Annotated in this window: 12 protein-coding genes and 1 pseudogene; 10 read left to right on the top strand and 3 right to left on the bottom strand. The window is 70.5% G+C overall.

Annotated elements, in window-relative coordinates; all coding sequences use genetic code 11:
* Positions 1 to 76 precede the first annotated feature (76 nt).
* The gene (locus SM450_RS22215; RefSeq protein ID WP_474621681.1) at positions 77 to 2,119 is read right to left on the bottom strand and encodes an AbfB domain-containing protein; all 2,043 of its coding nucleotides are present in this window, start codon (positions 2,117 to 2,119) and stop codon (positions 77 to 79) included.
* On the opposite strand from SM450_RS22215, the pseudogene SM450_RS22210 reads away from it, so the two are divergent.
* Positions 2,086 to 2,370, top strand: a pseudogene (locus tag SM450_RS22210) (substrate-binding domain-containing protein); the annotation flags it as partial. The gene SM450_RS22215 and the pseudogene SM450_RS22210 sit on opposite strands and share 34 nt — an antisense overlap.
* A gap of 493 nt (positions 2,371 to 2,863) precedes the next feature.
* Complete coding sequence (locus tag SM450_RS22205; protein ID WP_474621680.1) at positions 2,864 to 4,597, top strand: hypothetical protein; 1,734 nt, start codon at positions 2,864 to 2,866, stop codon at positions 4,595 to 4,597.
* Positions 4,598 to 4,668: 71 nt separating this feature from the next.
* On the opposite strand, the gene SM450_RS22200 is transcribed toward SM450_RS22205, so the two are convergent.
* The gene (locus tag SM450_RS22200; protein ID WP_474621679.1) at positions 4,669 to 7,272 is read right to left on the bottom strand and encodes a tetratricopeptide repeat protein; all 2,604 of its coding nucleotides are present in this window, start codon (positions 7,270 to 7,272) and stop codon (positions 4,669 to 4,671) included.
* A gap of 406 nt (positions 7,273 to 7,678) precedes the next feature.
* On the opposite strand from SM450_RS22200, the gene SM450_RS22195 reads away from it, so the two are divergent.
* The 3 genes from SM450_RS22195 (at position 7,679) to SM450_RS22185 (ending at position 10,826) form a co-directional block, all read left to right on the top strand.
* Positions 7,679 to 8,935, top strand: a complete 1,257-nt coding sequence (locus SM450_RS22195) for an ABC transporter substrate-binding protein (protein WP_474621678.1) — start codon at positions 7,679 to 7,681, stop codon at positions 8,933 to 8,935.
* Positions 8,936 to 9,006: 71 nt separating this feature from the next.
* The gene (locus SM450_RS22190) at positions 9,007 to 9,960 is read left to right on the top strand and encodes a carbohydrate ABC transporter permease (protein WP_474621727.1); all 954 of its coding nucleotides are present in this window, start codon (positions 9,007 to 9,009) and stop codon (positions 9,958 to 9,960) included.
* The gene (locus SM450_RS22185) at positions 9,957 to 10,826 is read left to right on the top strand and encodes a carbohydrate ABC transporter permease (RefSeq protein WP_474621677.1); all 870 of its coding nucleotides are present in this window, start codon (positions 9,957 to 9,959) and stop codon (positions 10,824 to 10,826) included. The genes SM450_RS22190 and SM450_RS22185 overlap by 4 nt, the downstream gene beginning before the upstream one ends.
* 17 nt (positions 10,827 to 10,843) lie before the next feature.
* Here the strand turns inward: SM450_RS22185 and SM450_RS22180 are convergent, their stop codons facing one another.
* On the bottom strand, positions 10,844 to 12,343 hold the full coding sequence (locus tag SM450_RS22180; RefSeq protein ID WP_474621676.1) for a glycoside hydrolase family 43 protein: 1,500 nt from the start codon (positions 12,341 to 12,343) through the stop codon (positions 10,844 to 10,846).
* Between the two features lie 77 nt (positions 12,344 to 12,420).
* Here SM450_RS22180 and SM450_RS22175 point away from each other — a divergent pair, with 77 nt between their 5' ends.
* The 5 genes from SM450_RS22175 to SM450_RS22155 all read left to right on the top strand — a co-directional run bounded on the left by SM450_RS22175 (position 12,421) and on the right by SM450_RS22155 (position 21,213).
* Positions 12,421 to 14,055: a CocE/NonD family hydrolase gene (locus SM450_RS22175; RefSeq protein WP_474621675.1), complete on the top strand. Its 1,635-nt coding sequence runs from the start codon at positions 12,421 to 12,423 to the stop codon at positions 14,053 to 14,055.
* A 77-nt stretch (positions 14,056 to 14,132) separates the two neighbouring features.
* The gene (locus tag SM450_RS22170; RefSeq protein WP_474621674.1) at positions 14,133 to 16,097 is read left to right on the top strand and encodes a right-handed parallel beta-helix repeat-containing protein; all 1,965 of its coding nucleotides are present in this window, start codon (positions 14,133 to 14,135) and stop codon (positions 16,095 to 16,097) included.
* 121 nt (positions 16,098 to 16,218) lie between these two features.
* Positions 16,219 to 16,992, top strand: coding sequence for an ABC transporter ATP-binding protein (locus SM450_RS22165; protein ID WP_474621673.1), 774 nt, complete (start codon positions 16,219 to 16,221; stop codon positions 16,990 to 16,992).
* Complete coding sequence (locus SM450_RS22160) at positions 16,992 to 19,517, top strand: FtsX-like permease family protein (RefSeq protein ID WP_474621672.1); 2,526 nt, start codon at positions 16,992 to 16,994, stop codon at positions 19,515 to 19,517. Before SM450_RS22165 ends, SM450_RS22160 begins: the two co-directional genes overlap by 1 nt.
* A gap of 220 nt (positions 19,518 to 19,737) precedes the next feature.
* On the top strand, positions 19,738 to 21,213 hold the full coding sequence (locus tag SM450_RS22155) for an arabinofuranosidase catalytic domain-containing protein (RefSeq protein WP_474621671.1): 1,476 nt from the start codon (positions 19,738 to 19,740) through the stop codon (positions 21,211 to 21,213).

The following is a 21,213-nucleotide window of genomic DNA, read 5'->3' as shown; positions in this document are numbered from 1 at the left end:
TGCCACGGGCGCGAGAGAGCGCTCTCAGCCTGAAACGGTAAACATTCTTTGTCAATAGATGTTGTTCGATCGGTTCTCAGGGCGCCCAGGGTGTCGTGATGTTCCAGGTGCTGTCCGCGGCCCACAGCGCGGGCGAGTTCCACGCCTCGCCACCCGTGCCGTTGCTCAACCAGACCTCGGAGTTGTAGTGCCGCAGGTACCTGCCGCGGAAGTTGTAGGACTCCAACGAGACCCCGCTTCCGGTGACCCCGACCCGGGCGCACCAGGTGGCATCCGCGCGGAGCAGCGCCGAGCCGTCGTCCGGCGAGTTGCGTACACGCGAGTCCTGGTGCCGGAGGAACTGCCCGGGAAAGTTGACCGACTCGAACGAATAGCACGCCGCGGCGGCAAGGCCCGCCCGGACCGTGTACGTGGCGTCGTTCCTGAGCAACGCCGAGCTGTTCCCGTCCACGACCTCCGTGTAGGCGAGGCTGTCCCGGTGCCGCAGGAAGCGGTTGGTGAACCCGGGAGTCGTCACCTGGAAGGATCGCCTGCTGTTCAGCGGCAGCGCCACCGGCACCGAACTGCCGACCGACCGCGACGCGTTGATGAGGGCCAGGTTGGCGGCCCGTACCCGGGCCTGGTCCATCTTGACCACCTGCCGGTCGTAGGTGAGGAATCCGTTCAGCTCACCCTCCTGATCGGCGATCTCGGTATAGACCGAGGCGCTCAGCCCCTTGCCGAGCATCAGGTTCTGCGTGCCCTGCACCAGGCCGACGTAGCGGTCGGTGAGCGCGGTGGAGTTCGGCTGCCACTCGTAGGCGAAGAAGCTGCCGTTCGGGCTCCACTCGTGTCCGGGCGCGCGCAGGCCCAGGCCGCCGAACTCGCCGAGCACGGCGATCCGGCTGCTCGACGGCACCGGCGAGTCCGGCCCCAGATAGACGTGCCAGTCGTCGATGTCGCCGTTGCCGGGATTGCCCAACGACTGGCAGCAGTTGTAGCCGCTGTGCGCGTTGACCAGCCGGGTCGGGTCCTGGTTCTTGACATTCTGGGCTACCCGGCGGGTGTCGGCCAGCGCGCGTTCCCCCCACCCCTCGTTGTAGACGGTGTAGGTGACGACGGCCGGCGAACTGCGATGCTCGTCCACGATCTCGCGCGCCTCGACCTCAAGCTGCGCCTGCTGCGCGTCTGTCGCGTTGATGTCCTGCGCGGTGAGTGACGGAACGTCCTGCCACACGAGCAACCCGAGCCGGTCGGCGTGGTAGAACCAGCGCTGCGGCTCGACCTTGATGTGCTTGCGCACCATGTTGAAGCCGAGATCCTTGTGCTTCTGCAGGTCGAAGGCGAGCGCGGCGTCGGTGGGCGCGGTGTAGAGCCCGTCCGGCCAGAATCCCTGGTCCAGCGTGCCGGTCTGGAAGACGAACTGGCCGTTGAGCTTGGGTCGTAGGACGCCGTTGACCACGCCGGTGCTGATCTCGCGCATGCCGAAGTAGTGCGTGGTCCGGTCGACCTGACCGCCCGCGGCATTACGCAGGGTGACGCGCAGGCCGTAGAGGAACGGATCATCGGGCGACCAGCGGCGGGCGTTCACCACGATCTCGTTCGCGCCGCCCCGCAACTGCGGAGTGACATCGAAGGTGAAGGCGTCGTAGCCGCCGGTGTGGCCACCGACCGCGGCGCCGTTGACCCAGACGGTGGTCTGCCAGTCGACGGCGCCGAAGTGGAGCAGCACCCGGCGTCCGTTCCAGCTCTCGGGCACCGTCACGGTCCGTCGGTAGAACAGGTGGTTGCGGTTGTCGCCGGCGGCGCGCTGCACCCCGGACAGCGCGCTCTCCACCGGAAACGGCACGTTGATCCGCTCGGGCAGATCGGTGTTGAACTGGGGGGCGTCGTCGGTGGCGGATTGGCGGAGCTGCCATTCGCCGTTCAGGTTGAGCCAGTCCGGCCGGGTCATCTGCGGTCGCGGATAGTCCGGCAGTGGCGTGCCGGCGAGAGCCTGGGCGGTCCAGGGAGTGGTGAGCGGCGGGTTCTTGGCCGGCACGGCGCGCGCCGGCGTGGCCGGCGCGGTGAGCAGGCCGGCGAACAGGGTGAGAACGACCAGTAGGGGTGCGGCGAGGCGGACGGGATCGGGACGTGTCATGCCGTCTCCATCGGACGGGCCGTCAGGGCCGAGCAGCGCCGCTGGCGGCTGGCGGTGGGTGTGAGGGGCGGCCGATCGGCGCCCTGCGGGCGCTCACCCGCAGCGGCCGGAGAGTGCCCGACGACGTGGCGGTGGCCGGCATCGACGACATCGAGGAGGGGCGCTTCAGCAATCCCACCCTGACCACCGTCGCCCCGGACAAGCGTGCGATCGGCCGGATGGCGGTCCGGATCGAGGGCGAGGCGGGCCCGCCGGCGCACGTGCAGCCAGCCCGCCTTCCACCTCGTCGAGCGGGAGAGCACCGGCCCGGCGCGCTGACCGGGCGGGGAACCCGGGTATGGGTTTGTATGGGGTTCCCCCGCCCGGCCCGACATCGCGCGACGCTCATCAGCCAGGCCCGTCCCGAGAGCGGGCGTCAGGCGGTGGGAGGAAACGATGATGAGGTTGCTACCACGGGAACGCCGGTCCCGATCCAGGCTCGCGGGCATCACGATCGCGGCGGTCCTGGTGGGGATGGGGGTGTACACAAGCGGCGGCGAGACTACACCGGCGAGCCAGGGGGATCTGCGGACCTGGCACGCCAGGATGGTGAAGATACCGCGGCCGTCGGCGCAGGGGTGCTTCACCGCGGCCTATCCCGATGTGGCCTGGCAGGAGACCGGGTGCGTGGCTCCGCCGTCGGCCCCGATGGCCCCGAACCTCGAACAGGCTCCGCGGCGGGACATGGGCGGCGGGATCGGGATCGTGACGGAGAGGCCCACGGGGGCCGGTCCGATCACCCGCGCGTACGGCAGCTTCGAGAAGGTGAACCAGCAGAACCTGTTGAGCGTGACGAGCGTCCCGCAGGCTGCCCCGCCCGGGGAGCCCAGCGGGCAGACGATGGCGGGCAGCTACTCGTTCCAGCTCAACACCAACCACCTCAGGGTCCAGGAGTGCAACGGGTCGCCGACCGCCGGCCTGTGCCGGGGCTGGAAGCAGTTCGTGTTCGCCAACGACGGCACCAAGGGCGGCAATCCGAATCCCGATCCCAGCCCCAGCCGCCTCTACGTCGAGTACTGGCTGCTGCACTACAACCCGGACCCGGACCAGGGCCAGCCGTGCCCGTCCGGGTGGACCGAGGTCGCGGACGACGGGGAAGTCCACTGCACCCGGAAGTCCGAGGCGGTCCAGCTTCCCTACCTGTCGATCCAGAGCATCGCGAGGCCGGCCCTGCGACTTGACGGCGCGGTCACGACGGCTGCCGACGGGCAGGAGACCGACACCGCCACCTTCAACGACGGGGCGGGCCGGATCTACTCGTCCACCGGGGTGGGCGTCCTCCACGTGCTGCCGCCGGCGCCCCAGGAGCCCGCGTCGGAGTGGACCCAGGTCGAGTTCAACGTGTTCGGCTACGGCCACGGCGCGACGGCCAGGTTCAATCCGGAGGCGAGTTTCAACGTCCGTACGACTGTCGAGGACGGCAGCCCGGTCAAGCCCGGCTGCCAGAACTTCGGCTTCAGCAGCGAGCGGAACAACCTCAACTTCGGACCTCCGGGTCCGGTTCCGTCGACTCCGGCGCCGGCAGTCGTCATCAACGAGTCGGTCCAGGGGCCGGCCGCGCCGTCGGCCTGCCGCGTCGCCCTGGCCGTCGGCGACACCCACGAGTACACCTTCGGCGGTCTGTTCTACGACTTCCAGGCGGCCGGCGACTTCGTCGAGGCGCAGGCCGGTTCCACGTTCGAGGTGCAGACCCGCAAGGCGTCAGGTGCCCCGAACTGGCCCAACACCTCGGTCAACCGGTCGGTCGCCATGCGGATGGGCACCTCGAGGTTGGCGCTGTGCGACGGGACCCGCCTGGTGGTGAACGGCACCACCACCAGCCTGCCGGCCGGCGACTCACTGCTGCTGCCCAACGGGGTGGCGATCGACCGGGTCAACAACGTGTACACCTTCACGGACCCGTTGGGCAACAGCGTCCGCGCCACCGCCAACAGCGGATACCTCGACCTGGGCGTCGGCGTCGGACCCGGGGCGTCGACGGTACGCGGCCTCCTGGGAAACCCCAACGACGACCCGCACTACCTCGATGTCAGGGGCGGCAACCCGCTGCGCGTTCCGGTCACCCATACCGCCCTCTACGAGACGTTCGGCAACAGTTGGCGGGTCAGCCCGTCGGCCACCCTGCTGCAACCCTGCACCGCCGTCACCCCGGGTAACCCGACGGCGCCGTTCTACGCCGGCAACCTGAGCACGACCACCCGCGCGTGGGCGCAGGAGGTCTGCCGCAACAGGCAGGTCAACACGCTGTGGCTGGACACGTGCACCCTGGACGTCGGCGTGTTCGGCAGCGCGTACGCCGCCATCGTCTATGTCGGACTCCAGCGGCCGGATGTCGACGCCAACCCCCAGCAGCCGCCGTTCTGCGTACCCGGAGACACCCGTCCGGTCTGCCCGACACCGACGTGTTCCCCGGCGGGATGTGGCCGGGCCGGCGGGTAACCCCGGTCGGCAGGGAACGTGCGGTCTCCGGGGATGGGTCCACCGACCGGGCATCCCCGGAGACCTCGCGGTTAGGTGCGGGCGTCCGCGTCGTCGAGGGCGGCGAGACAGGTCCGGATCTGGTCGGCCTCGGGGGTGCCGAGGTCGGTGTAGATGGTCAGGGCGTGCCGGTAGTGGGCACGGGCCCGGTCGGGGTCGGCGAGGGCGCGGTGGGCGCCGGCGAGCCCGGCCTGGGCGCGGGCCTGCTGGTCGCGGGCGCCGATCTCGGCGGCGATGGCGTGGGCGGCGGTGTGCTGGGTGAGCGCGTCGGTGGCGTGGCCGGCGGCGAGCATGGCCTCGCCGAGCCCGTTGAGCGCCCACGCGGCGCCGTGCCGGTCGCCTGTCGTCTGCAGGATCGTCAGGGCCTGCCGGTGGTGCCGGGCGGCCTCGACGGGCTGCCCGAGGTGGCGGTGGAGGGTGCCCAGCCCGTCCAGGGTCCAGGCTTCGCCGTTGCGGTGACCGGCCTGACGGAACAGGACGAGCGCCTGGGCGAGGTTCGCCGCGGCCGTCTCGTACCGGCCCGATCGGGTGTCGACCTCCGCGAGGTTCGCAAGCGACACCGCCTCGCCGGCCTGGTCCCCGCTCTGTCGGTACAGGGCGAGCGCCTCTCGGAGGTGCCTGGCGGCCCCGCGGTAGTGGCCGAGCCGCTGTTCCACATCGCCGAGGTTGCTCAACGCGAGGGCTTGACCGATCTGATTGCCGGCGAGCAGGTGCGCGGTCCGGCCCCGCCTGAAGTGGGCGGCGGCCTTGCGGTAGTGGCCCAGCCGCTGTTCGGCGACGCCGAGGTTGGTCTGGGTCCGGGCCTGCCCGAACTCGTGCCCGGCCTCGCGGAACAGGTGCAGGGCCGCGGTGAAGTGTTCGACGGCGGCCTCGTACCTGGCGACCCAGAGGTGGGCCACGCCGAGGTCGGTCAGGGCGTGGGCCTGCTCGGTGACATCGCCGGTCTGCCGGGCCGCGTGGTGGGCGTGGCTGTGGACGGTCACGGCATCGCTGCCACGGCCACCGGCCAGGTAGCGGTACAGGATGCGGGAGAGGCGTGTCGTGTGGGTGGGCCAGCCGTTGCCGGCGGTGTGGACCGCGACGGTGACCAGGGTGGGCCGCTCGACGTCGAGCCAGGCGAGAGCGCAGTCCGGGTCGGCCAGGTCGGGGGCGGGCGTGCCGGTCGGCGGAATGTGCGGACGAAGATGCGCCTGGGCGGGGTGGAGCGCGTTCATCGCGGCGGCGGCGGTGGCGAGATAGTGGTCGAACAGGCGGGTCAGAGCCGCCCGGCGGTCGGCGGGGCGGACCTCGTCGTGCGCGCGGGTGATGGCGAACGCCCGGACGAGGTCGTGCAACGTGTACCGGCCCGAGGCGGACTGCTGGAGGAGGTGGTCGCGGCACAGGTGGTCCAGGTGTGCGCGGGTGGTGTCCAGGCCGGTGCCGGTCAGGGCGGCGGCGGCGTAGGCGTCGCTGTCCTGCCCAGGGTGCAGCGCCAGCAGCCGCAGCAGCCGGCGCTGGCCGGCGGGCAGATGATGGTAGGAGAGGTCGAGGGCGAGTTCGACGCCGGTTTCCAGGCGTCGCTGGCGGTGGCGTTCGTCGAGCCGGTCGGCGTGGTCGGTGAGGGTCCAGCCGGGTGTGGCCCGGATGTGTCCGGTGGTCAGGTCGAGGGCAAGCGGGAGATAGCCACAGCGCCGGGCGATGCGCGCCGCCGCGTCGGGATCGTCGCCGGCGGGGACCTGGCTGACGACCTGGACGAGATAGTCGACGGCCTCGCGCGCGGCGAACACGTCGACCACCAGGCGCGTGGTTGGGCGCAGGTCGGACAGGATCCGCCGGCTGGTGATCAGGGTGAGGCAGCCGGGAACCTCGGGGAGGAGCGGCTGGACCTGGTCGACATCGGCGGCGTTGTCCAGCACGATCAGGGTACGGGTGCCGGTGAGCCGGTCGCGGTAGGCCGCCGTGCGGGCGTGCAGATCGTGGGGGATCTCGTGTGCCGGTACGCCGAGCAGGCGCAGGAAGCCGTCCAGGACGGCGGCCGGATCGGCGGGAGGCCGGGCGGGGTCGGGGAAGAATCCGCGCAGGTTGACGAAGAGCGCCCGATCGAAGCGGGATTCCCGGATCAGGAGGTGCCCGGCATGGACGGCGAGCCGGGTCTTGCCGACCCCGGCCATCCCCTCGATCGCCGCGACCGCTGTCGCCCCGTCGGCGTGTCGGTCGTGGGTGAGGGCGTGCCGGAGCCTGTCGAGTTCGCTGGCACGGCCGGTGAACCCGGCCAGGTCGGGCGGCAGCCGGTCCTGGACCCGCACCACCGCGGCGGCCCGGGCCTCCCCGCCGACCACCCGGAGCGCCTGGCGCCACTGGTGCACGTATCCCTCGTCCGGGTGCAGGGCCTGCACGACCGCGGTGACGAGGTCGGCGTTCAACCGGCGCCGACCGGGCTTGAAACAGTCCACGACCGTGGGCCGCTTGGTCAACTCGCTGGCCGGGCGACCGGCGGCCCGCCACGCGGTGTTGACCTGGTTGGTGATCCGTTCGTAGGACGGGTTTCCGGCCCAGACCTTCAGGGACCTCAATGCCGCGGTGAGCTCATCGAGCGTCTGAGCCCGGCCCGGGTCCGGCATCAGGGCGGACGCGTCGTCCGCTCGGGTAGCGGTCATCGATCGATCCCAGGCGTTCATCGACATGGGCGGATGTAGCTCATCGTATCCGAAAGAGCGCGCGAGAGGCTGCCGGTGGCTTTCTTCGCGCGGAGTCGCGCTCCTTGTTCCGAAACTTTCGGCGCCGTGCCGGTCGGGAAGCCGCACTGCCGTCCGACGCTCTCGCTGGCAGCGAGGTCATTGACGGATGACGGGCGCGCTTAGTAGCCTCAGCCCACGAATCATCACATGTAAATTCCTCGATAATTTTCGGAGGCGACGATCTCGCCGCCGACGGGACCGAGCCGACTCGTCGGTGCGGCCACTCGTCGGCTTCTGCCCGCGCGTCCCCGCTTGTGAGAACCCGTCGCCCTGACTCGCCGCGGTCACCCGACCGCCGCCGCTCACGATCACCGATGGAGGGCCGTTGAAACGCGTCCGGACCACCGCAGCCGTCTTCGCCACCCTCGCGCTCCTCCTCGCCGGGTGTGGGGGATCAGATGGCAAATCCGACCCGAACACCTTCGATTTCTGGTCGTTTGCCAACATCAACCAGAAGGCCGACGTCGACGTCTACACCAAGGCGCACCCGGATGTGCGCGTCAAGCTCACCGAGGTGGGCAGCACGACCGAGACCGCGCAGGCGCTCACCGCCGCGCTCGCCGGTGGCAAGGTGCCCGACCTGGTGCTGATCCAGGCCGACGACCTGCCGAAGTTCATGCAGTCTGCGGACAACTTCGTCGACCTCACCACGCTTGGCGCGGGCGACATCAAGGGGAACTACCTCGACTGGGTGATGGCGCAGTCGACGACCACGGACGGCAAGATCATCGGCGTGCCGACCGACGTCGGCGGCCTGGCGGTCGCGTACCGGACCGATCTGTTCAAGGCGGCCGGCCTGCCCACCGACCGGGACGAGGTCGCCAAGCTCTGGCCGACGTGGGACGAGTTCATCAACGTCGGCAAGAAGTACGTCCAGCAGACCGGGAAGCCGTTCGTGGACAACACGCCGACAAGCGTCTTCTTCCAGGCGGTCAACCAGGGCAGCCAGCGCTACTACAGCGCCGACCGCAAGCTCGACTACGACAACGAGCAGGTCAAGGCGGCGTTCGACGTGGCGCTGAAGGCATACGCCGCCGGCATCTCCGCCAAACAGGGGTCGTTCTCGTCCGGCTGGACCGCGGCCATGAAGAAGGGCGACTACGCGGTGGTGTGCTCACCGTCGTGGATGCTCAGCCAGATGAAGACGAATGCTCCCGAAACAGACGGCAAGTGGGACATCGCGACCATTCCCGGTGGCTCGGGGAACTGGGGTGGCAGCTTCCTCGCCATCCCCAAGCGCGCCAAGAACGCGAAAGCGGCGTGGAACTACATCTCCGAGATGCAGTCGCCGCAGGGCCAACTGGCGCACTTCCTGTTGCAGGGATCGCTGCCCACCACGCCGTCGGTCTACACGCACCCGCAGTTGGTCGGAAAGACCGACCCGTTCTTCAGCAACGCGCCGATCGGCAAGATCTACACCCAGTCGGTGGTGGGGATCAAGCCCTTCTACTTCGGCCCGCAGGACGGCCCCACCGGCACCGAGTTCCTCAACACGCTCACAAGCGTCGAGCAGGGCAAGGTGGACCCGGCCAACGCCTGGAACACCGCGCTGACAAATGTCAAGAACGCCGTACGCGAATGACGGAGGGCTGATGTGCGGCGGCCGGACTCGGTCCGGCTGCCGCACCTCGGGAAGGTGATGCTTTGACCACCATGCTCACCCCGGCCACGGTCCCACCGGACGTCCGGAGGCCCGATCGCAGGCGGCGGATCCGGCACGGCGCACGGGAGTTCCTGGCGCCGTACGCGTACATCTCGCCGTTCTTCGTGCTCTTCGTGGTCTTCGGCCTGTTCCCGTTGTTGTTCACGTTCTACATCTCCCTGTTCGACTGGGACCCCATCGGCGAGCACCGCTTCGTGGGGTTGGACAACTTCGCCGAACTCCTGCACGACCCGCGCTTCTGGGGGGCGCTGCGGAACACGTTCAGCATCTGGGTGCTGTCGACGGTGCCGCAGTTGCTCCTGGCGCTCGGCCTGGCGCACCTGCTCAACCACGCGCGGCTGCGGCTGGCCGCGTTGTTCCGGATGTCGGTGCTCGTTCCCTACGTCACCTCGGTGGCGGCCACGACCATCGTCTTCGCCCAGATGTTCGACCGGGACTACGGCATGATCAACTGGTTCCTCGGGTTGCTGGGCTTCGAGCACATCGATTTCACGGCGTCGCTGTGGGGCAGCCACATCATGATCGCCACGATGATCGCCTGGCGCTGGACCGGATACAACACACTGCTCTACCTCGCCGCGCTACAGGCGGTTCCCCGGGAACTGTACGAGGCAGCCGCCGCCGACGGCGCGGGCGGCTGGAAACAGTTCCTGCACATCAGCATCCCCTCGTTACGGCCGATCATCGTGTTCACCGTCGTGACGTCGACCATCGGCGGGCTACAGGTCTTCACCGAGCCGCTGCTTGCCAACCCGGTTGGCGGACTCACGTGCGGCGCGGCCCGGCAGTGTCAGACCGTCACCCTCTATCTCTACGAGCAGTCCTTCGGGCAGTTCCACTTCGGCTACGGCGCGGCGGTCGGCGTCGCGCTCTTCGTCATCGTGGTGGCGTTCGCCGGACTCAACTATCTGCTGGCCACCCGCATCCGTTCGGAGCGCCCGTGAAGCCCGTACCCTCGACCGCCGCACCCACGCGGGCCAGGCGGCGCTCGGCCAACCGCGTCCCGATCCTGGTGTACGCGCTGCTCACCGTCATGGCGCTGGTAAGCGTCTTTCCGCTCTACTGGATGTTCGTGGTGGCGACGACGGACTCCGCCACCGCGACGAGTCTCCCCCCGACGATCACACCCGGCGGCAACTTCCTGCACCTGGCGGATCTGGTCTTCACCATCGTGCCGTTCGTGCAGTCCCTGCTCAACAGCCTCATCGTCGCCACCACGATCGCCGTGGGCCAGGCGGTGCTCTGCGCGTTGGCCGGCTTCGCCTTCGCCAAGCTGTCCTTCCCCGGCCGCAACACGCTGTTCCTCATCGTCGTGCTGACCATGACGGTGCCGGCGCAGTTGGCAGTGGTACCGCAGTACCTGATCATCTCCCAGTTGAACTGGGTCGACAGCCTTCAGGCGGTGATCGTCCCGGGGCTGGTGAGCGCGTTCGGCATCTTCTGGATGCGCCAGCACATCGGCGGCACCATCGACGACGAGTTGATGGCCGCGGCGCGGGTGGACGGCGCGACCACCTGGCAGATCTTCTGGCGGATAGCCTTCCCGCTGGTCCGCCCGGCGGCATACGTGCTGGGGCTGTTCACGTTCGTCTACGCGTGGAACGACTTCCTGTGGCCGTTCATCGTCCTGAAGTCCCCGGAGAACTACACCGTCCAGATCGCCATCAAGGCACTGCAACAGAACCGGGACATCGATCTGGGCCTGGCCATGTCCGGCTCCTTCCTGGCCACCATTCCGCTGCTTGTGTTGTTCGTCTTCGTCGGGCGTCGTCTGGTGCAGGGAATCATGGAAGGCGCGTTCAAGGGGTGAGGTCCCGGGCGGTCCCGTCAGCCGGCCGGCCGGTAGTCGAACCAGTCGAACCTGGTGGTTCCCTCGGTGACGTACATGCCGATGACCCGTCCGGTGAAGCCGGAGGCGACCTCGGTGGACAGGTAGCGCCCGTCGAGCTCCGCCAGGTGCGACAAGCCGTCTCCGGTCTCGACCTCGAACCTGATCGTGTCACTGCCGGCAGCCATGACGCCCACGAGGCCGGCCTGTGCGAGACCGTCGGACGAGGTGACCGTCGGGGGCAGCACGTCGGCGGTCCGGATGCTCACGGCCACGGTCACCGCCCCCGCCGGCACCTGACACTCCCCGAACACCTGGCGGAACGGCCCGACCCGGCCGATGACCCGGGCCTGGCCCCGCGCGAGTTCCAGGTCGTAGTGATGGGCCTCGTCGATCCTGATGGTCAGGCCGGATCGGCCGGAGCCGGGATCGACGCGGGCGCTGATGCGACAGTCATGGTGCTGCTGGCGGCGGCCGACGATGGTGGCGCCGCTCCGGTCGAGGCTGTCGCCTGTCGCGTGCAGGGTCAGCCAGCCGGGCCGGTCGGTCAACGACCAGGCCGAGGCGGGCCGGCTACGAGGAGAGATCCACTGTGCCCCCAGCCGCTCGTCGTCGAAGTCGTCCCGGTCCGCCCACCGGCCCGTCCCCGCCGGGTCGGTCCCGGACGAGACCGGATCGACCACCGGCCACCCGTCGACCCAGCGCACCGGAACCAGGAACGTCTCCCGCCCCAGAACGTGGTAGGGCGGCCACTGCCCCCGGGGGCGGATGCCCAGCAGGACCATCCACCAACTGCCGTCAGCGGCCTCGACCATGTCGGCGTGTCCGGTCGCCTGCACCGGCCGGTCGGTGCCGCGATGCGTCAGGATCGGATTGGCCGGTCCGGGCTGGAACGGCCCGCGCGGCGAGCGCGCGCGGGCGACGCTCACCGCGTGGCCGGTGTGCGTGCCACCCTCCGAGACGAGCAGGTACCACCAGTCGCCGACCCGGTACAGATGCGGCGCCTCGGGATACTGGCCACCCGTTCCCGACCACATCGGCACCGGCCCTTCGAAGACCTCTCCGGTACGCGGGTCGATCCGGTACGACTCGACCCCGGACACCGTCATCCAGCAGGTGCCGTCGTCGTCCCACGCCAGCGACGGGTCCACGTGGGGCAGGTCCAGACAGACCGGATCCGACCACGGGCCGGCCGGATCGGTCGCCGTGACGATCAGGTGCCGACCGAGCGTGACGTTCGTCGTCACGACCCAGAACCGGTCGTCGTGGTAGCGGATCGTCGGCGCGTAGATGCCCCGCGAGGCCAACGTGTCGGCGGGCAACCCGAGCTGGCCGGCGCGGTCGAGCACGTTGCCGATCTGGCGCCAGTTGAGCAGGTCACGACTGTGGAAGATCGGCACACCTGGCGTGTACTCGAAGCTCGAACACACGAGGTAGTAGTCGTCACCGGCGCGGCAGATGCTCGGATCGGGCCAGAAGCCCGGGAGGATCGGGTTCATTTCCGCTCCCTCTCGTACGGGCACGACGCCGGCATGCGACAAGGCGCGCATCCGCACAGCCCGCCCGAGGATAGGTGATGGCGAGCCTCCGCCGCCGACCGTACGGCCGGCTTCTCCGCGGGCTGCGCGTGCCGATGGACGACGGCGTCGAGCTGCTCGCCGACCTCTACCTGCCGGCCGTCGCGGCGGAACCGCCGTTGCCCACCGTCGTCGTCCGCTCGCCGTACGGCCGGCACGGCTCCCTCACCCACGCGCCGGCGCTGGCGGGCGCGGGGTTCACGGTTCTGGTGCAGAGCTGCCGGGGCACCGGCGGCTCCGGTGGCCGCTTCCGCCCGCAGCTCGACGAGCAGCGGGACGGCATGGCCACCCACCGGTGGGTACGCCGCCAGCCCTGGTTCACCGGCACGGTCGCCACGTACGGCGAGAGCTACCTCGGCTACACCCAGTGGGCGGTGGCGGGTCGGATGTGCCGGGACGACCCCGGGAACGCCCCGGACGCCCTGTGCCTGAACGTCACGATGGCCGACTTCGGCGCGGTCACCTGGAACAACGGCGCCTTCTCGCTCGGCGGCTCGCTCGGCTGGTCGCGCCTGATGGCGTTGCGGGGCGTTCGCGGCGCCCTGGTCCGGGCGCGGCTCGCGCGGCGGCCGGACCGGAAGCTGGCCGACGCCTTCGACGTGCTGCCCCTGTCCCGCGGCGACACCGCGGTGGCGGGCCATCCGATCGGCTGGTACCAGGACTGGCTGGCCCACGAGCAGCTCTCCGACGACTACTGGGCCCGGCAGTCGCACACCGCGTCGGTGCCCGACGTCACCGCGCCCGTGTACATGGCCGCCGGCTGGTACGACATCTTCCTTCCCTGGCAGTTGCGCAACTACGCCCAACTCGCCGCGGCCGGTCGCCCGCCGCGGCTCACCATCGGCCCGTGGGGCCACCGCAGCGAACAGAGCCCGTTTCTCGCCGAGTCGATCGCGTTCCTCAGGGAACACTTCGCCGGCGCGCCCGCGGCCCGGCCGGCGCCCGTGCGCGCCTTCCTCACCGGCGCGGAACAGTGGCACGACCTACCCGGGTGGCCACCGCCGGGCACCGCCGCGCAGCGGTGGTACCTGCATCCGTACGGGCTGCTCGACACGGCCGTCCCCGCCGGCGGCAGCACCCGCTACACCTACGATCCCGACCGGCCCACACCCGCGCTCGGCGGTCCCGGCATGGGCCCGGCCTCCGGGCCGGTCGACAACAGCGCCCACGAACGCCGTGCGGACGTGGTCGTCTTCCGCGGTCCACCGCTTGATCACGCTGTCGTCCTCGCCGGGGAGCCGATCGCCCATGTCCGGTTCCGCTCGACGGCAGCGAGCGCGGACGTGTTCGTCCGGCTCTGCGACGTGCACCCCGACGGTCGCTCGGTGAGCGTGTGCGACGGCATCCGCCGTGTCGGCGGCGTGGGGGCCGCGGCTACCGACCCGCGGCCCGACGCGGACGGTTTCGTCGAGCTTGAGGTGCCGCTGTGGCCGGCGTTCCACCGCTTCGCCGCCGGCCACCGCGTCGCCGTGCAGGTTAGCTCCGGAGCGCATCCGCGCTACGCCCGCAATCCGGGCAGCGGCGAACCGGCCGCCACCGCCACCATCACGGTACGGGCGCATCAGGAGATCTCCCACGACGGCGCCCACCCGTCCCGGCTCGACCTGCCGATGTGGACGAGCGAGCGGCTATGACATCTGCGCACTTCGATCTCCGCGTAGAGTGTGGACAAGCGTGACATCTGAACCACCCGTCGAGGAGGGCTCCCCGGATGGCATCCGTATTCCATGTGGCGATCACCGGCTCGGACCGCGCCGACGGCTGCGCCGAGCGGCCCTTCCGGACGATCAACCGGGCGGCCGGCGTCGCGCAGCCCGGTGACACGGTGGTGGTGCACGCGGGGGAGTACCGCGAGTGGGTGAAGCCACGCCATGGCGGCCTCAGCGACTCCCGCCGCATCACCTACGAGGCGGCGCCCGGCGAGCACGTGGTGATCAAGGGATCGGAACGCGTCACGGGCTGGGAGCCGCTCGGCGGGACGGTGTGGCGGGCGGTCGTCGACAACGCGCTGTTCGGCTCGTTCAACCCGTTCGCCGAGGAGGTGACCGGCGACTGGATCGTGTACGCCAAGGGCGCGCCGCGCCGGCACCTCGGCGACGTCTATCTGAACGGCCTGAGCTTCTTCGAGGTGGCGAGCCGGGCGGAGGTCGACGATCCACCCCGGCGCACCGACGTCGTCGACGACTGGACCGGGATGACCCGTCCGGTCGGCGATCCCGACCAGACGCAACTCGTCTGGTATGCCGAGGTCGGGGAGCGGACGACGATCTGGGCCAACTTCCAGGGCGCCGACCCGAACACGGAGTTGGTGGAGATCAATGTGCGGCGCAGCGTCTTCTACCCGGAACAGCCGCACCTGGACTACCTCACGGTCCGTGGCTTCGAGTTGGCGCACGCGGCCAGCCCGTGGGCGCCGCCGACCGCCGACCAGCCGGGCCTGATCGGGCCCAACTGGGCGAAGGGGTGGGTCATCGAGGACAACGTGATCCATGACGCCAAGTGCTCGGCGATCTCGATCGGGAAGGAGGGCTCGACCGGGCAGAACCACTCGGCTCTCCGCGGTGACAAGCCGGGCTACCAGTACCAGTTGGAGTCGGTCTTCGCGGCCCGCCAGATCGGGTGGGACCGGGAGCACATCGGCTCGCACGTGATCCGACGCAACACGATCTACGACTGCGGCCAGAACGCGATAGTGGGTCACCTCGGATGCGCGTTCTCCACGATCGAGAACAACCACATCTACCGCATCGGCGTGAAGCGCGAGTTCTACGGGTACGAGATCGCCGGCATCAAGCTGCACGCCGCCATCGACGTGGTGATCCGGCACAACCGGATCCACGACTGCTCGCTCGGCACCTGGCTGGACTGGCAGGCGCAGGGCACCCGGGTCTCCCGCAACGTCTACCACGACAACTGCCGGGACCTCTTCGTCGAGGTAAGCCACGGCCCCTACCTGGTCGAGCACAACATCTTCGGCTCGCCCGCCGCGCTGGAGCTGTTCAGCCAGGGCGGCGCCTTCGTGCACAACCTGATCTGTGGCACGGTGCGGCTGGAGCCGGTGCTGGACCGCGCGACGCCGTACCACCTGCCGCACAGCACCCAGGTCGCCGGGTACGCGGTGATCTACGGCGGCGACGACAGGTACGTGGGCAACCTCTTCGTGGGCGGCGACCCGGGCGCGGCCTACGGCGCGGTCCCGGAGGGCGAGGGGCCACCGCTTGCCGGCACCGCCGGATACGACGGCCATCCCGCGTCGTTCGAGGAGTACCTGGCCCGCCTCGCCGACCAGCCGCCAAGCGACCAGAAGAAGTACGTCGCGGTGAGACAACCGGTGTACGCCCGCGCGAACGCCTACGCCGCGGGCGCCCGGCCGTTCGACGGTGAGCGTGAGCCCCGGTCACTGGGTGCCGCGAGCGCGACAGTTGTCGACGAGGATGGCGCGCTCTGGCTCGTCACCGATCTCCCCGAAGCGTTCGACGAGGCCCGCGTCGGTGTGATCACGGGGCGGGATCTGGCACGGGTCCGTTGCGCCGACGCGGAGTTCGAGGAGGTGGACGGCAGCCCCGCCGTCATGGACGTCGACCTGTCGGGCGCGCCCCGGCAACCCGGACGGGACGGCGCCGTCGGCCCGATCGCGGGCCTTCGGTCCGGTGCGCGCCGGACGCGCGTCTTCTGACGACTGACGCGCGCCGGGTCGCCGGATGATCCACCTACGGCGCGGGTGGGGAAAACCCCACCTTCCATGGGGATGGCGGCACGATGGATCCCCAGGCCAGGGGGGCAGTAGCGTCTCTGACATGGGAAATAGCAACGGGGTCGGGGGGCGGTGCCGGATCGCCGTCCGGATGGAGACCGTCACGAAGGTGTACGGCGACGGCGAACATGGTGTCCGGGCGCTTGATGCGCTCACGCTCGAACTACGGCCCGGCACCTTCACCGCGGTGATGGGCCCCTCCGGCTCTGGCAAGAGCACCCTGATGCAGTGCGCGGCCGGGCTCGACGAGCCGACGTCGGGCACGGTCACGCTCACCGACCAGCCGCTGGCGGGGTTGTCCGAGGACCAGTTGACGGTGTTACGGCGCGAGCGGGTGGCGTTCGTGTTTCAATCGTTCAATCTGATGCCGACCCTCGACGTCGTCCAGAACGTGGGGCTGCCACTGATGCTGGCGGGGCGGCGCGCGGACGACGCGGTGGCGCGCGCGATCGAGCACGTCGGGCTGACCGACCGCCGCCATCACCTGCCCGGCCAGTTGTCCGGCGGCCAGCAACAGCGGGTCGCGATCGCCCGCGCCCTTGCCGGCGGGGCCGAGATGCTGTTCGCCGACGAACCCACGGGCGCGCTGGACACGACCACCGCACATCGGATTTTGCGGCTGTTGCGGCAGACTGTCGACTCTTCGGGACAGACCGTCATGATGACGACTCACGACCCGGTCGCGGCCTCGTACGCGGACACGGTGGTCTTCCTGGTGGACGGCCGGATCGCCGGCCGGATGGACGCGCCCTCGCCGCAGCGCGTCGCCGAACAACTGGCGCTGCTGTCCGCCGTCCCGCCGAACGGGGCACGCTGATGCGGACGATGATCCTGAGCGGCATCCGGCGCCGGCTGCCCGCCTTCGCCGCCGTGTTCGTCGCGGCGTTGCTCGGATCGGCGTTGCTCCTGCTGTCCGGGGCGCTGTTCGAGACCGGCATCCGGCTGGCCGCGCCGCCGCAGCGGCTGACCGGGGCGCCGCTTGTGGTCATCGGCGACCCCAGCTACACGATGCTCGACGACCACGGCAAGCGAACCACCGATTACCGTCCCTACCCGGAACGGCACCGGCTCGACGGCGCGGCGCTGTCGAAGATCGCCCAGGTGGAGGGGGTCGACGCCGCGGTTCCCGTCTACCTGATCACGGTCAGCGGCGCGTCGTCGGGCCGTGCGCCGGTGCCGACGGTCGGACAGAACTGGGCGTCGGCCCGGCTCGGGCCGTTCGCGCCGGTGACCGGGGCCGCCCCGACCGGCGCCGACGAGGTCGCGCTGAGCGCGCCGTACGCCGAAGCCCTCGGACTGCGGGCCGGCGGCCGGGTGCGCCTCACGGTCGGCGGTGCCGGCCGGGACTACACGGTCAGCGCGATCGTGGGCGCCGCCAGCGCCCCCGCCGCCGTTTTCTTCGCCGATTCCCAGGCGGTCGCACTCCGCGGGGTGGACGGACCCGACGCCGTGGCGGTCCTCCCGCACCCGAACGCGGACCTGGACCGCCTCGCCACCCAGATCGGTCGGGCCGTGCCCGACACCCGCCGGCTGGTCGGAGATCGCCGCGGAGCCGCCGAGGATCCGGCGGTGTCCGCGTCGCGGGTGCCGACGATCGTGGTCGGTGCGGTTTTCGGCGGCATCGTCGCGGTCGTGCTGGCCACAGTCATCTCGGCGACGATCGGGCTGTCCGTCCGGCAGCGGGCCCGCGAACTGAGCCTGCTGCGCGCCACCGGCGCGACGGGGCGGCAGGTCCGCCGGCTGGTGGTCGCCGAGACGATGGTGGTCGGCGTCCTCGGCGCGGTCGCGGGCGTACCGCTCGGCATCCCCCTGGCGGCCGGGGTCTTCTGGATCATCACCGATCGAGGGCTGGTACCCCGGCTGCTCGAACTGCGGGTCGGGCCGCTGCCGTTCCTCATCGCCGTCGTCCTCAGCATCCTGGTGGTCTGGGTGTCGGCCCGCGGCGCGGTCCGGCACACCCGCCGCGCGCGACCGATCGACGCGCTTCGGGAGGCGGACGTGCCCCGGCTGCGGGTCGGGCCCGCGCGGTGGGTCCTCGGCGTCCTGTTCGGGCTCGGCGCGGTGGCGTTGACCATCATCACGGCGGTGATCGGCCCATCTGTGGTGTCCGCGACGAGCGGGCCCGCGGTCCTGGCCGGCAGCATCTCGGCGGCCCTTCTGGCGCCGGCGATCCTCCGGCTGGGGCTGGCCGTCGTACGGCCCGTCGGTCGCCTCGTCGGCGGTGACCTCGGCGCCCTCGCCGCGGACAACGCCCGGGCCCGGATCGCGCAGTTGGCCACCGTGGCGACGTGCGTCGCCCTGGTCGTCGGCATCGGCGTCGGCAACCTGGCCGCCGGAGCGGTGGAGCGGCACGCGCGAGCCACCGCCGCCGTCGCCACGGTCCGCGCGGACACGGTGGTGAGCGCCCCGGGTGGCGTCGACCCTGCCCTCGTCGACCGGCTCGCCGCCCTGCCCGGGGTCCGGGGTGCGAGCGCCTTCGTCACGACGGGCGGCTGGATCGAACAGCCGTTCGACTCGTCGCACCGCGATCGCCCCTGGCCGGTCCGGGGGATAAGCGCGGGCGCCGACGGCGTGCTCAACAACCCGATCGTGAGCGGCTCGCTCGGGGACCTCACCGGAAACACCATCGCCGTTCCGGACGCCACGGCCCGTGACCTCGGGCTCAAGGTCGGCGACACGGTGACGTTCCGATTCGGCGACGGCGGCGCCGAGGAGTTGCGGGTGGTGGCCACCTTCACCGACCGGCCCGGATACGAGAACCTGCTCCTGCCGGCGGAACTCGTCGCGCGGCACACCACCGCCCAGATCGTTCCCCAGGTGATCGTGTCCACCGACGGCCGCCCGGACGCGGTGCGGCCCGCGATCCGCGAGGCGCTCGCCGACGTGTCAGGCGCGACGATCGGCGGTCGGAGCGAGATCGACCGGGTCCTGCGGGCCGGACTGGACGTGCAGGCGCTCGTGAACGCGCTGCTTGTCGCGATCACGATCGCCTACGCCGCGATCGCGGTGGTGAACACCCTCGGCGTGTCCATCCTCGGCCGCCGCCGGGAACTGGCGCTGCTGCGGCTGGGCGGCGCCACCCGACGCCAGGTCATCCGGATGCTCGGCGTGGAGTCGCTGCTTGTCGTCCTGACCGGGGTCGGCACCGGGCTGGTGGTCGCCTCCGGCGCCGTCCTCGCCACCACCATCACGGTCTCCGGTGACCTGCTGCGATCCGGCGCCCTGCTGGTCACCCTCGGTGTCCTCGGCGTGGTGGTCCTGCTTGTCGCGCCGGTGACCGCCGTCGTCGGGCGGCGGGCCCTCGCCCAGCGGCCGACGGCCACGATCGCCGGCGGCGGCTGACCGGTACCCGCCGGACGCCCACGTTCGTCCGAACCGATTCGACAAATCGGTTCGGACGAACGTGGGACCGTCCGAGCGCGGTGGCCAGCGGTGTCACCGGCACGCCGTGTCCCGCAGGCGAAACTGCGGTTCACCAGACCGTCCTTTCATTGACAGTCTTCACTGGATCGTCCTACCATCCGTGCGAATCGATTCGCCGAGCCGCACGGAGGAGAGTTCGATGAATGTGACGAGAAGGCTGGGTCGCCTGGCGACCGCCACGGGGACCCTCCTGGGCCTCGTCCTCGGCGCCGGCGTCGGTGTGCTCTCGGCCGCGCCGGGCGTCGCCCACGCCGCCGGCACCGGCCCGTGCGACATCTACGCCTCCGGCGGCACGCCGTGCGTGGCCGCGCACAGCACCACCCGCGCCCTGTACGGGACGTACAGCGGTCCGCTCTACCAGGTCCGGCGCTCGTCGGACAACACCACCCGCGACGTCGGCGTTCTCGGCGCGGGCGGTGTGGTCAACGCCGCCACCCAGGACACGTTCTGCGCCAGCACCACATGCGTCATCACGATCATCTATGACCAGTCCGGCCGCAACAACCGCCTCACCCAGGCGCCTCCCGGCTACTGGCCCGGTCCCGCGCCGGGCGGATGGGACAACCTCGCCGACGCGAAGGCCGCCCCGATCACCATCGGCGGCCAGAAGGCGTACGGCGTCTACATCGCCCCCGGCACCGGATACCGCAACAACACCACAAACGGCGTCGCCACCGGCGACCAGCCGGAGGGCATCTACGCGGTCGTCGACGGCACGCACTACAACCAGTGGTGCTGCTTCGACTACGGCAACGCGCAGACCGACGGCCAGGCCGACGCGCCCGCCATCATGGAGACCGTCTACTTCGGTGCCGACAAGCAGTGGGGCTACGGCGCGGGGGCCGGCCCGTGGATCATGGCCGACCTGGAGTGGGGGCTGTTCTCCGGGGTGAACGCGGGCTACAACAACATCGCGCCGATCAACAACCGCTTCGTGACCGCCATGGTCAAGGGTGAGTCGAACCACTGGGCGATCCGAGGCGGGAACGGCCAGTCAGGTGCGCTGACGACCTACTTCGACGGACGGCGTCCCAACGGCTACCACCCGATGAAGAAGGAAGGCGCGATCCTGCTCGGCATCGGCGGCGACAACAGCGTCTCCGGCCGGGGGACCTTCTACGAGGGCGTCCTGACCTCCGGCTACCCGACCGCGACCACCGAGAACGCCGTACAGGCCAACATCGCCGCCGCCGGCTACGCCACGGCCGGCGGCGGTAGCCCCCAACAGAACGTCCAACTCGTCGGCGGCCAGTCCAACCGCTGCGTCGACGTACCCAACGGCACCACCACCAACGGCACCCAGGTCCAACTCTGGGACTGCCTCGGCAACACCGCGCAACGCTGGACCTACACCGCCAACAAGCAACTCCAGGTGCTGGGCAACAAGTGCCTCGACGCCAGCGGCGCAGGCACCACCAACGGCACCCAGGCGATCATCTGGGACTGCAACGGCCAAACCAACCAGCAATGGAACCTCAACCCCAACGGCACCATCACAGGCGTCCAATCCGGGCTCTGCCTCGACGCCAGCGCCTACGGCACCACCAACGGCACCAAAATCCACCTCTGGACCTGCCACGGCGGCGCCAACCAGCAATGGGCCACCCGCACCTGA

This window comes from Micromonospora marincola (assembly GCF_056150385.1).
The sequence above is the reverse complement of the archived record's forward strand: the minus strand, read 5'-3'. Positions and strand labels throughout refer to the sequence as shown.